We start from the raw sequence: 12,968 nt of genomic DNA on the forward strand, positions 1-12,968 counted from the left end.
TTGAAACATGCAACCACCCTATAGGTATGTAAGAAACATGCCGCACGACTACCGTAGACCATATGGATATGGCTATGGAAGAAGACCAAGACCTTTTTACGGAGGCGGAAATGCATTATTAGGTGGCTTTGTTGGGGGTTTAGGCGGTGCTTTAGTGGCGCCATACCTTTTTGGCGGACCTGGGTACGGATATGGGTACGGTGGTGGTTACCCGCCATATGGGTACCCACCTTATGGTGGCGGATACTACTATTAAAAGAAAAAAAAAGACAACAGCAAAAGCTGTTGTCTTTTCGTTTAACAAGGTTTACCGCCGCCCGGGCCGTAACCTCCAGCACCAAAGCCGCCACCGTAGCCGCCGCCATAGAAACCCGCACCACCAATGATGATGATTAGAATAAATAGCACAACGACGATACCGATCGCCCAGCCACCACCGTAGCCGCCACCGCCATAGCCTCCTGGACCGTAACCGCCTGGACCAGGACCATAGCCATAACCTCCACAATGTGGCGGAGGACAACACGGATTGCCGTAACCAGCTTGATAATAGCTCATATTAAGCACCACCTTTCTTGGTTAGTACACAATATGGCTGTACACGAAGAAAGGTGAAGCGCGAACGCAAAATGGGCTAAAGTTAGAACGTTAATGGAAAATGAAAACTCATTGGGATCTTTTGAAATTCTTCATCTTCCAGTAAATGCTCATTTGTATATGGAGAATACGTCCGAATTTCTACTGAGGACGTATTTGGGTGAAAGGTTAAAATACGCATAAAACCATTTCCTCCCTTTTCATAACTTTGATAGTCAGATAATAATTGCACAACGATCCGTTCATTAATTCCATCTCCGTCTTGATCTAACCGATCAAATCGTTGGGCATGACCATGATAGTGTCCGCTTAAAACGAGTTGAACATTTTCATGTGGAACGACAAGTTTTTCAAACAAAAGATTTCCGTCCTTTGAGCGTTGGCCGTCCACTTGTAAATAACGGTGGGTTGCTAAAATAACAGTATGGTCAGGGTGGTCGCTCAACACGTCTTCTGCCCAATTTAAGGTTTCTTGGTTCCAACCAAAGCCTAAATATAAGATAAGCAATTTATGTCGATTTACGACAATCGTATCATAGTGTGCTTCGTTATCTTTGTAAGAGTCTTTAAATGCTTTCGAGTTTTTGAACCGTTCATCCCCAAAATACGATTTAAACATTTTATAGTTTCGATCATTATGCCCGATGTCATGATTTCCTGCTAGCACACCATAAGGAATGTTTGCTTCATCTAATTTTTTCATTGCGACATCGGCTTGAACCCATTCAAATTCATTATTCATTCTGTCTACAATGTCACCTGTATGTATGACATATTTGATCGATTCATCCTTCGCATGTTCTGCAATCCATGATGTCATATGATCGTAAATATAAGGATATTTTTGTGAATAGTATTGGGTGTCTGACATCCAGACAAAAGAGAATGATTTGTCATTTTTTGCATCAACTGGATGAGAAGACTGAAAGAAAATCAAAACGGCGAACATTGTAATAAATAAAGACCATGTTTTCTTTTTTAAATTGTACTTCATTTAATCACTCCCTCATTCTGATAGTGTGTCATTTGAAGGGAATTTTATGTAGTTGATTTGGAAAAGTGTCGTAAGCTAATTTGCGGAGTTGGATCCACACATTATGGTAAACTATAAGGAATGATGGTGTTAAAAAAGGAGACAACAGATATGCATTTAAAAAAATGGTTTGATAAAGGGATGACCACGCAAGAATATATAGAATCTATGCAGGTAAACCAAGAATCACTGCTTTCAATTTTTCATGGTTATCAACTTAGTCAAGAAGCAAAACAAGTGACACAGGCTTCAGTAGGTAAAGGGATAAAAGCAGTTGTACTCACAGCAGATTGGTGTGGCGATGCGATGGTGAATATTCCTGTATTCCTGAAATTGACACAAAATAGCTTAATGGAATGCCGATTTCTTATTAGAGATGAGAATTTAGAGCTTATGGATCAGTATTTAACAAATGGACGAGCTCGTTCAATTCCAATCATTCTTTTTATGGACGAAAATGGAGAGGAACTTGCAAAATGGGGACCGAGGGCACAAGAAATTGAGGAAGTCGTTTCAAGTTATAAAACGTCTTTACCTGAAAAAGATGCACCGACGTATGAAAAAGAATTTAAAGAAACATTCCTCCCAAAAATGCATCAATTATTCAAAGAAAAATCAACGTGGACAGCTGTTGAAAAAGATCTATTAACGGTGTTCAAAACGTTTCCTTCGCTTTAGCAGAGGAAGGGCATTGGAATATTAGACTGTTAGTATACTGAAGAGCCTTTGTACGTTTTGAGTCAAAGGCTTTTTTTATAAAAAATACGCTGAAGGAAGTTGGCTTTTTTATTTATAAAGCGACTGTTAATAAGTAAGATAGAGATGTTACAATATGGAAAAGTACAGATTTAGGGGGATTTAAGCGTTGGAGACCACTTTACATTCGCATATGTTAACGATAGATAAAATAATCGAAAATGTAGAAACTGTCATGATAGGGAAACGAAAAGAGATAAAACTTTCACTCGTTGCGTTGTTAGCGGGTGGTCATGTTTTGCTAGAAGATGTTCCTGGAGTAGGGAAAACCGTCTTCGTTCGAGCCATGGCTAAAACCATCGGAGGTTCGTTCAAACGCATACAATTTACGCCCGATTTGCTTCCTTCAGACGTAACAGGTGTTGCGATTTATAATCAAAAAACTCAATTATTTGAATTTAAAGCAGGCCCAATAATCGCAAATGTCGTACTAGCCGATGAGATCAATCGTACCTCGCCTAAAACACAGTCAGCGTTACTCGAAGCTTTAGAAGAGGGGAATGTTACAGTTGATGGCGAAACGATGCAGATTCATGCGCCATTTTTTGTGCTAGCAACACAGAACCCGATCGAATATGCAGGGACGTTTCCATTACCAGAGGCTCAGCTTGATCGATTTCTAATCAAAATCAACTTAGGGTATCCGTCAGTGAAAGAAGAACTTGAGTTATTAAATCGAGTGGAGAAAGAACACCCGATTCACTCAATTTCGAATGTGATTGAGTTAGAAGAAGTGATTACACTACAAAAAGTTGCGAGAAACATCTATATTAATGAAGCTGTTAAAACGTATATCGTCAATTTGATTCATGCGACAAGAATGAGTAAAGCGATTGAATTAGGTGCAAGTCCAAGGGCGACGATTGCCCTCATGCGAGCAAGTCAAGCAAATGCGTTAATAAATGGAAAAGACTTCGTGACCCCTGATGATGTGAAAGAAATTGCGTCTTCTGTGTTAAGTCATCGGATACGACTGACAAATGAATCTTTACTAAAAGAAAAGAAAGTGGAAGAAGTGATCGAGAGCATTCTTGCACATATTCGCGTACCAGTAATGGATAAGAAGGACAATTTTAAATGAATACATCCACGATAAAGCAGGCGAGTCGATTTGTTTTAAGGTGGCTCATAGTCATAATAATCTTCTCACTTTCTTTTATGTTTGCCATGTTTCAAGGTGGATTTGTTAGTTGGTTTCTTTTCTACGGGCTGGTGTTTGTCTTTCTTTTTTCCTGTATGATTCCGTTTCTATCCGTCATTGGCTTAAAGATAGATCGAACGTTGCGAAACAATAGCATTGAAGTAGGGGAAGTTGTAACCGTAGAAGTAACATTGTCCAAGCCTGCTTACATTCCGTTTTTCTATTACCAACTTATAGACCGCACGCCAGAAACATTTATATCCGAAAAAAATGAGCAACTTTTTTCATTTTCGTTTGATAATCGATTTACGCTTTCTTATGATGCAAAGGGGTTGCAAAGAGGGGTGTATCAGTTCAATCAAGCAAGTGTGTATGCCAATGATTTATTCGGTTTAATCTGGGTGAAGCGGTCACTGCAAGTGAATACCGAAGTCGTTGTTTCGCCACCTTTCTATAAAATTGCCAACAAACATGAATTATTTGCTTATTCTAGTCAAGCGAAGCATGTTCGAAAAGGGTTAAATGAAGATTTGATTTCAAGTATTAGACATTATGCTGCAGGTGACCGATTAAGTAAAATTGACTGGAAACGTTCAGCAGGTGTAAGTGGTCTGTTGACGAAAGAATTTGAAACGGAAGAAGATAAAGGCGTGACTGTTGTGCATTTTGCAACAAGCGATGATGCATTTGCCGACCCTCTACAATACGAGGAGAGTATTAAAGATGCGGCGTCGATAACGTCTACGCTCATTCAAGACCGTATACATACAACCTTGTTTGTTTATAACGATGAGTGGGTCCGCAAAGAGCTCACACAAAAAAATTGGAAGCATGCGTTACGGCTATTTGCCATGATTAATCCGGTTCCACAAACGAAGGCAGAATGGGCATTTCCTGAAAAAGATGGGCTTTGTTTCTTCATCACGCCGCGTTTGTCTAAGTCGATTCTTCATATGATTCGCACTACGGCTATGAATCGCATAAACGTTTATCTTGTAGCAACCGAAGCATTAACACAAGAACAGTTCCTCGAAGTTCGTAAAGCTGGAGGACATGTGTTTATCCCCCATCAACATCATGATCGTTTAAGGGGTGAAAAAAGTGAGTCATAACAATTATGCGTTACGTGATTATTTTTTATATGGGCTAGGATTTATTTTATTACTCGAATGGCTTTATCCAGTTCCTTACATTACGAGTGGTGGAAGCGTCTCGGCATTTATTGTTATTGCGGCGCTGTTTTTTATTATTACGCTTTTAAAACTACCGATTATTCTCTCTTTTCTACTAAGAGTCGTTGTTACCATTGGTGCGTTATTTTGGCTCTTTCCTTCTAGCCAAGAGGTTCAAGAGTCTTGGTTTTCCCTAGTGGTACAGGATTTTTTTGATAATTTGATTTACATTCTCGCAGGTAATGTTTTAGAGCTCTCAGAATTATTTCGTACGTTTCTATTTATTGTTTTATTGTCTATCTTAAGTTACTTGCTTCATTATTGGATCGTTCATGTTAGAAGGATCTTGCTGTTTTTAATTGTAAGCGTCGTATATGTAGGGGCGATTGATTCATTCACAGATTATAGTGGGGAAGCATCCATTGTTCGTTTATTTATCATTGGAATGATCCTTGTAGTGACGCTTCGTTTATTAAAAAATGGAGAAAAAAATGGAAGCTTTTCTTTTTTGAAAATAGGAAAAGTCATGGCTTTTATCAGCGTATTTATTCTAACGGCTGCTTCTTTAAGTTTTGCGATGCCAAAACCTGAGCCACAATGGTCAGACCCTGTTCCTTTTCTTGAAACTGTATTTGGTTTTTCAAGTGGAGGTACACCGATTCAACGCATTGGCTATAGTGAAGATGACAGTATGCTAGGTGGTGGGTTTGTTCAAGACGATACTCCTGTTTTTGAAGCAACCATAGAGCAGGGAGAGTACTGGAAAGGCGAAACGAAAAATTATTACACTGGGTCTGGTTGGGATTTATCAATCGATGAAACAAATGAGAGACATGTATCTCCACCTATACAGTCTGACGAACTTGAAGCAGTAGAGCGAGAAGAAAAAGTAGCACAGCTGCAGTTTTATGGAGAAGGAGAGCAACGTTTTAATCATTTCTTTTATCCAGGTGAGTTACTCTCAGACGAAATTGAAAATGTCCATACGGAACAAGTCGAACCGGTAGTTATTCACCCGGTATCAAATCAAGCGACTTTTTTAAATGGACAAGTCCCGCCTAATCAGTATGAGTTAGCCTACTTTGAGCAAACGTTCCAAATAGCTGGATTGAAAGAAGATGGGGAAGGGTTTTCGGACCTTGAAATGGATGCGTATACTCAGCTCCCTGAAGCGTTGCCTGATCGCGTACAAGAGCTTGCCGAGGAACTAACGACAACAAGTGAGACGGTCTATGATCAGGTGAGGGCGATTGAACGTTATTTGCGTGGTCCTGAGTTTCAATATGAAACAGAAGATGTTCCGGTGCCCGGTGCTAACCAAGACTATGTGGACCAATTTTTATTTGAGACGCAAAGAGGCTATTGTGATAATTTTTCAACGGCGATGGCAGTGATGCTCCGAACCCTTGATATTCCAACAAGGTGGGTAAAAGGGTTTACGGAAGGTGAGCTTCTCGAAACAAATGAAGACAATCAATCGTTTTTAATTTCAAACAAAAACGCGCATTCATGGGTGGAAGTTTATTTTCCGAGTGCTGGATGGGTATCGTTTGAACCAACGCCTAGTTTTTCTGGCTTTAATTATGAACAAGAACAATTGGATCTTGAAAATAATGATTTAGAGGAAATTCCGACACCAGAAGAGCAAGAGGACCTTGAGCTTCCTGAAGAAGAAGCGCAGGTTGAAGAAACAGAAGAAGGAACAAATGACGAGGCAGCTTCAAATGAGCAGCAATCATATGGCTGGCTTATTGGAACAAGTATTGGTTTATTGATTATTCTCAGTACGCTGGTGTTTGTCTTCCGAAAAAGATTAAGCACAACCTATGTCAATCGGAAACAACGATCTGCTCAGTCAGTAGAAGATTACGCACGATCCTTTGAGCATTTGCTTTGGTTGTTACGATTGTATGGTGTGAAACGAAAAGAAAACCAAACGATACGTGAGTACGCTCGATACGTAGAAAAAGAATTAGCGCTTCAAGACAGTCCGATGGTGGAGTTGGCAGAAACGTACGAGCAATTTCTATATAGCGACAACAAACACCAGTTAAATAAGCAGAAATTTGATGAAAATTGGAAAAAGATGCTGAAACAAATCACTTCTTGACCTGCGGAATACTTGCTTGTTATGATTAAACTTGAATGAATACTATTTAATTATGCACATACTAAAAAGAGTTTGAAAGCTAGCGCGAAAGTAGGGCTACAATTCAATGGAATGTTCATTGTTTTTGTAGCCGTTTTGTTTGCTTGAGATGCTTCATAACTTTTTAAATAAAGGAAGAAAACAGGATAAAGGGTGAATAAGATGCAAGTGACGAATCATGAAACAATTGTTGTTCTTGATTTCGGAGGGCAGTATAATCAATTGATTACACGTCGTATCCGCGACTTAGGCGTGTATAGTGAGCTACACTCTCACAAAACTACGGCCGAAGAAATTAAAGCATTAAATCCAATTGGGATTATTTTCTCTGGTGGACCAAACAGTGCATACGTAGAAGGAGCACCTTCTTGTGATCCAGCTATCTATGATTTAGGTATTCCGATCTTAGGAATATGTTATGGTGTTCAGCTGATGACCCACCATTTTGGCGGGAAAGTTGAAAAAGCATCCCACCGTGAGTATGGGAAAGCTGTGTTACATGTAGAAAATCAATCTGACTTATTTAAAGGTTTGCCGATTGAGCAAACGGTTTGGATGAGTCATGGTGATAAAATTATTGCGCCACCAGAAGGTTTTACGGTTGACGGTTCAAACCCATCTTGCCCAGTAGCTGCAATGAGCGATGAGTCAAGAAAATTCTATGGTGTTCAGTTCCACCCAGAAGTACGTCATTCTGAATTCGGAAATGAATTGCTAAAGAACTTTGCATTCACAATTTGTGGATCTAAAGGCGATTGGTCAATGGAGAATTTCATTGAAGAAGAAATCAAAAAAATTCGTGAGCAAGTTGGCGATCGTCACGTTTTATGCGCGTTAAGCGGTGGCGTTGATTCTTCTGTCGTGGCTGTTTTAATTCATAAAGCAATTGGTGACCAACTAACGTGTATGTTTATTGATCATGGATTACTACGTAAAGATGAAGCTGAGAGTGTCATGGAGACATTCAGTGAAGGCTTCAATATGAATGTCGTCAAAATTGATGCAGCTGATCGCTTCTTAGGAAAACTTAAAGGTGTAACAGACCCTGAGCAAAAGCGTAAAATCATCGGGAATGAATTTATTTACGTGTTTGACGAGGAAGCAGCGAAATTAAAAGATAAGAAAATGGACTTCCTTGCTCAAGGAACTCTTTATACAGATATTATTGAGTCTGGTACAGATACAGCCCAAACGATTAAATCGCATCACAATGTTGGCGGTTTACCGGAAGATATGAGCTTTGAATTAATCGAGCCATTAAATGCTTTATTTAAAGATGAAGTACGTGCGCTTGGTTCTGAGCTTGGTATAGCAGACGAAATTGTTTGGCGTCAACCTTTCCCTGGACCAGGTTTAGGCATTCGTGTACTAGGTGAAATTACTGATGAAAAGCTAACCATCGTTCGCGAAAGTGATGCAATTTTACGTGAAGAAATTAAGAAAGCTGGACTTGAGCGTGAAATTTGGCAGTACTTTACTGCGCTTCCAAACATGCGAAGTGTAGGCGTAATGGGCGATGCTCGTACGTATGATTATACTGTAGGTATTCGCGCTGTAACATCGATTGACGGTATGACGTCTGATTGGGCACGTATCCCTTGGGATGTGTTAGAGATTATCTCTACTCGTATTGTTAACGAAGTTGCGCACGTCAACCGCATCGTGTACGATGTGACGAGCAAGCCACCATCCACAATCGAGTGGGAGTAAGACGTTTCTGAGAATTGACTGAAACGCTGGGTACAAGCGGAAACCAACGTTTGAAATTATTAAGCTCTCTACAAAGATTGTCGGAAACAATTGAAGCCATCTTCTCTTTTCAATCGAGAAGGTGGCTTTTTTGTTATTGAAGTTATTTATAGGATTGTCTCCACCTTGATCTTCTCTAAAATACGTAACCGGAGGGAGCTTTTAACATAATATACATGTCTGCAAGTAACGTGTCCTGCTTAAAGGGCAAAAAAATAAGTAGGCCATGCCTACTTATATCACTTCAATTCCCCAAACATCATTGTCTAAGAGAATGAGATCTAAATTTAATTTTTTACTTCTAGTTCCGCAGAAGCTAAATCATTAAACGATTTTATGTTGCGATTGATGGTTTTAGCGTTTTCTGCTCTACCATTAACGTACCGAACTACTTTGTAAATAAGGCACTCTCCTTAATTAGCCTAGCTTTAGGCTTACGAACAAGTGTCTCATAGATAACGGCAAATAGATAGGGGGTGTAACATATTTACATACCCTCACACCTTTCAAGCTAAACAATAATTTTAAGCTGACGTTTACATTCTAGCTTTAAAGTTGAGCCCTAGGGACCATCAGTTGGTTTTAGGGCTCTTTTTCATACGGCGTAACGTATAAGGTTAAATAAATGGTCAATGAGGAAAGACCAATGAGTGTAAGAACATGCTTGGAGGGGGAGAGCACATACAACACTTATATAAACGGGGTTAAGGCCTTAGTTAAGAGAGACTATGGCGCGAGGATTGTGCGGTTAATTAGGCACTCACCTCCTTTCAATGATTTACAAAAGACGATAAAGGGACGTTTGACCAGGGGGGTGGGGACAGAGTAATAGAAGGGTGTTTTGTCTAATGAAGTAGAGCCATGTAGGAATTTTGTAGTAATTAATTTTGCAATTAGATAATTCTTCATAACTTTTTGAATTCCTTCTATAAAAAGGAAAAAAATTAAATAATTTTAATTAGGTCATAGGGACTGTTTTCGGCCGTTTTATTTTTATGGCGATTTTAAATGGTGATGAGGTACGTAACGATCATTTATGCAAATAGCTAGTTGATTGTTTTATAAACGATTTATCTCGTTTAAGCGGGTGTGTGATTTGAATTTAAGGGTATACGTTTTGTATAGACGTTTGAAAGGAGAGGTTTGAATGGCTTCAGATCAGACAGAAACAATTGGGGACTATTTATATGAAGCATTGCGAAAGGAAGGGATAAAAGACGTATTCGGCGTTCCTGGTGATTATAATTTTGCATTACTCGATACATTAGAACGAACAGACGGGTTACGCTTTATTCATAATCGAAATGAATTAAATGCAGGTTATGCCGCGGACGGATATGCCCGTCTGCATGGAATTTCCGCACTTGTTACGGCGTTCGGTGTTGGGGAACTTAGCGCGGCAAACGCAATTGCAGGGGCGAATTGCGAAAATATCCCGATTATTCATATTGTTGGTGCGCCGGATCGCGATAAACAAGCAAAAGGTTTACAAGTTCACCATACATTAATGAATGGAGACTTTGGCATATTTAAACGCATGTTCGCAGAAATTTCAGCATACTCGACCGTTGTCACGCCGAGTAATGCAAGAACGGAAATAACAAAAGCGATTCAACTAGCAAAAGATTATCAGAAACCGGTTTATTTGATGATTGCGGATGATCTGACAAATGAATCAATACTAGAAGAAGAGACGAACTCGATTGAGGCTTTTGAAACCGATCAACAAACCCTTGCTCAAGCAATTCGTCACCTTGATGTAAAGTTGAAAGAGAGCAAAAACCCAGTCTTGCTTGTTGATACGAAAGTAAAGAGTTTTGAATTAGAAAAGATGATTCAAACCGTTACGAAAACGTTCCATATTCCAGTAGCCAGTATGATGTATGGAAAAGGATCGGTAGACGAAAGTTTAGAAGAATACATCGGATTGTACGCAGGAGATTTTGGCAGCCATGAAGTGAGAGACATAGTCGAGCAATCTGATTGCGTCATTGGTGTCGGTCTCGTATGGGCAGATACGAACACCGCAAATTTCACTGCATCCATACAAAAAGAACAGCTTATAGACATTCAGCCTCACTACGTAAGAGTCGAGCATGCGACTTATGAACAGGTAAAAGCGTATGATGTACTGAAACAAATCGGCCAGCTTGATTTATCAAAAAATGAATCGTATCAAAGGACGATTTCTTTCCCATATGGAAGCGGTGAGGAGGTGGAGGACGGACCACTACGTGCAAAACAGTATTACCCGATGTTGCAAGACTTTATTAAAGAAGAGGATGTCGTTGTAGTCGAAACGGGTACGTTTTTTTATGGAATGTCTCAAGCCCGCATGAAAAAAGGGGTTAGCTACTTAAAGCAAGGCGGCTGGCAATCGATTGGGTTTGCAACGGCGGCAGCATTCGGAGCGAGTATTGCAGCACCAAGCCGTCGAACTCTTCTTTTTACAGGAGATGGTTCGCTACAGCTAACTGCTCAAGAAATCAGTTCAATGCTTTATTACGATTGTAAGCCAATTATTTTTATCTTAAATAATCAGGGCTACACAATTGAAAAATATTTAAATACGGAAACGAAAGAGCAAGACTACAATGAGATTCCACAGTGGAATTATGAAGCGCTTCTTGAAGGCTTTGGCGGAGGCGCAAGCAGCTTCACAGCGAAAACAACGACGGAACTAAAAGAAGTTCTTCAAAAAGTAAACGAAGTTGATCAACTTTGCGTGGTAGAATTAGTTGTTGATGATCCAATGGATGCACCAGACTATGTAAAACAAATTCGAGCATTTAAAAAAGAAGAGTAGCGCTAACGTGAGCGTTACTCTTCTTTATCGAATTATGCGCTTTGTTTCCAGTCAGATACATCGTCTTCTAAAGGATGATTGCTTGCTCGACGTTTGCTAGCAGCCCTGAAGAAGAGTACGGTTAACAACACGGTAAAGAGAATACTAATAATGACAGAGACTTGCATTGGTAAATTAAAGCCAATCGGTGCGTTCATAATATAAGCGGTAGCCGTTACACTCATAAACCAAGCTGGAATAATCGCGATCCAGTAGTTTCGGCGAGCGATATATAAGAACATTGCCCCGATCCAAAGTGCAATAACAGCTGTAGATTGGTTTGCCCAGTTAAAATACTGCCATAACATGGTGAAGTCAACAGTTGTTAAGAAAATGGACACAATGAACAATGGTGCCGCGATCCAAATCCGGTTCATTATTTTTGCTTGTGGTACTTTAATATAGTCAGCAATAATCATTCGAGCACTACGGAAAGCCGTATCTCCAGACGTAATTGGAAGAATGATTACACCGAGAATCGCTAGTGTACCAACAACTGGTCCAAGCATAGCTGTAGAGATTTCTGATACAATTCCACCAGTACCAATGGTGTTGATCAATTCATTCAAACTAACAGGGCCGTCAAATAAACTCATTGCCGCAGCTGCCCAAATCATTGCGATCATACCTTCAGCAATCATCATGCCATAAAAAATTCGACGGCCTTGGCTTTCGTTTTGTGTAGTTCTTGAAATAATTGGCGATTGCGTTGCATGGAATCCGGATAATGCGCCACATGAGATTGTTAAAAATAATAGTGGGAAAATCGCTGCTCCAGCAGGGTGCGTATTTTCAAGCGATAATTCTGGAATGGGTGCTTGATGCCAAACAAGAGCAACACCAATACCGACAGTACTAAACAATAATAAAGCGCCGATATAAGGATAAATATTTCCGATAATCTTGTTAATCGGTAGAACCGTTGCTAATAAGAAATAAATAAAGATAAGTACAACAAAAATGATAACAGGAACTGAACCATTGACTAAGTCATAAAGTAAGTCTGCTGGTGATGCAACGAATACAGTACCAACAAGAAGTAAAAGTAAGATTGAGAAAGCATTTACAACGTGTTTCATTGCTTTTCCTAAAAATCGCCCTGCAAGTTCTGGTAAATGGGCGCCACCGTTTCGAATCGAAATCATACCTGTTAAATAGTCATGTACAGCTCCTGCAAATATACAGCCTAGTACAATCCAGATAAAGGCAACTGGGCCATAAAGCGCACCCATAATCGGACCGAAAATGGGACCGACACCTGCAATACTAATAAGTTGAATTAAGGCATTTTTATTTTTACCCATCGGCAAGTAGTCAACGCCATCAGCTTGTGTATAGGCTGGTGTAGGACGGTCTGCTTTTGGTTGAAAGACTTTTTCTACAAATTTGCCGTACGTAAAATAACCAACAAATAGTAAGACTAAAGCAATTAAAAAAGTAATCATATACGTTCTCCCCTCGCATGATGTGTATGCGGTTTCATGAAGAAAGTATATACAATTTCATGATCGAAATGACGTTTTTTG

General features: G+C 39.7%; 10 protein-coding genes. 7 read left to right on the plus strand and 3 right to left on the minus strand.

Features of this window, described 5'->3' with window-relative positions; genetic code table 11:
* Nucleotides 1-7: 7 nt before the first annotated feature.
* Complete coding sequence (locus tag ACE1TH_RS00275; RefSeq protein WP_099302018.1) at nucleotides 8-256, plus strand: spore coat protein; 249 nt, start codon at nucleotides 8-10, stop codon at nucleotides 254-256.
* Nucleotides 257-297: 41 nt separating this feature from the next.
* Here the strand turns inward: ACE1TH_RS00275 and ACE1TH_RS00280 are convergent, their stop codons facing one another.
* Both ACE1TH_RS00280 and ACE1TH_RS00285 read right to left on the minus strand, forming a co-directional pair.
* On the minus strand, nucleotides 298-570 hold the full coding sequence (locus ACE1TH_RS00280) for a hypothetical protein (protein WP_176554316.1): 273 nt from the start codon (nucleotides 568-570) through the stop codon (nucleotides 298-300).
* Between the two features lie 70 nt (nucleotides 571-640).
* A complete protein-coding gene (locus ACE1TH_RS00285) occupies nucleotides 641-1,591 on the minus strand; it encodes a metallophosphoesterase (RefSeq protein ID WP_099302016.1) in 951 nt (316 codons plus the stop codon).
* A 150-nt stretch (nucleotides 1,592-1,741) separates the two neighbouring features.
* Here ACE1TH_RS00285 and ACE1TH_RS00290 point away from each other — a divergent pair, with 150 nt between their 5' ends.
* The 6 genes from ACE1TH_RS00290 to ACE1TH_RS00315 all read left to right on the plus strand — a co-directional run bounded on the left by ACE1TH_RS00290 (nucleotide 1,742) and on the right by ACE1TH_RS00315 (nucleotide 11,403).
* Nucleotides 1,742-2,308, plus strand: a complete 567-nt coding sequence (locus ACE1TH_RS00290) for a thioredoxin family protein (protein ID WP_375078187.1) — start codon at nucleotides 1,742-1,744, stop codon at nucleotides 2,306-2,308.
* Between the two features lie 211 nt (nucleotides 2,309-2,519).
* On the plus strand, nucleotides 2,520-3,467 hold the full coding sequence (locus tag ACE1TH_RS00295; RefSeq protein WP_255225398.1) for an AAA family ATPase: 948 nt from the start codon (nucleotides 2,520-2,522) through the stop codon (nucleotides 3,465-3,467).
* Between the two features lie 77 nt (nucleotides 3,468-3,544).
* Nucleotides 3,545-4,639 carry a DUF58 domain-containing protein gene (locus tag ACE1TH_RS00300; protein ID WP_375078188.1) on the plus strand — a complete coding sequence of 365 codons (1,095 nt, stop codon included), beginning with the start codon at nucleotides 3,545-3,547 and terminating at the stop codon, nucleotides 4,637-4,639.
* The gene (locus tag ACE1TH_RS00305) at nucleotides 4,629-6,809 is read left to right on the plus strand and encodes a transglutaminase TgpA family protein (protein ID WP_375078190.1); all 2,181 of its coding nucleotides are present in this window, start codon (nucleotides 4,629-4,631) and stop codon (nucleotides 6,807-6,809) included. The genes ACE1TH_RS00300 and ACE1TH_RS00305 overlap by 11 nt, the downstream gene beginning before the upstream one ends.
* Before the next feature lie 201 nt (nucleotides 6,810-7,010).
* Nucleotides 7,011-8,558 (plus strand): glutamine-hydrolyzing GMP synthase, encoded by a 1,548-nt coding sequence (guaA, locus tag ACE1TH_RS00310; protein ID WP_099302012.1) that lies wholly within the window; start codon nucleotides 7,011-7,013, stop codon nucleotides 8,556-8,558.
* A 1,186-nt stretch (nucleotides 8,559-9,744) separates the two neighbouring features.
* A complete protein-coding gene (locus tag ACE1TH_RS00315; protein WP_255223822.1) occupies nucleotides 9,745-11,403 on the plus strand; it encodes an alpha-keto acid decarboxylase family protein in 1,659 nt (552 codons plus the stop codon).
* A gap of 32 nt (nucleotides 11,404-11,435) precedes the next feature.
* Here the strand turns inward: ACE1TH_RS00315 and ACE1TH_RS00320 are convergent, their stop codons facing one another.
* Nucleotides 11,436-12,887, minus strand: a complete 1,452-nt coding sequence (locus ACE1TH_RS00320; protein WP_375078191.1) for a carbon starvation CstA family protein — start codon at nucleotides 12,885-12,887, stop codon at nucleotides 11,436-11,438.
* Nucleotides 12,888-12,968 lie beyond the last annotated feature (81 nt).

The organism is Shouchella sp. JSM 1781072, assembly GCF_041949915.1.
Taxonomy (GTDB): Bacteria; Bacillota; Bacilli; order Bacillales; family Bacillaceae_D; genus Shouchella.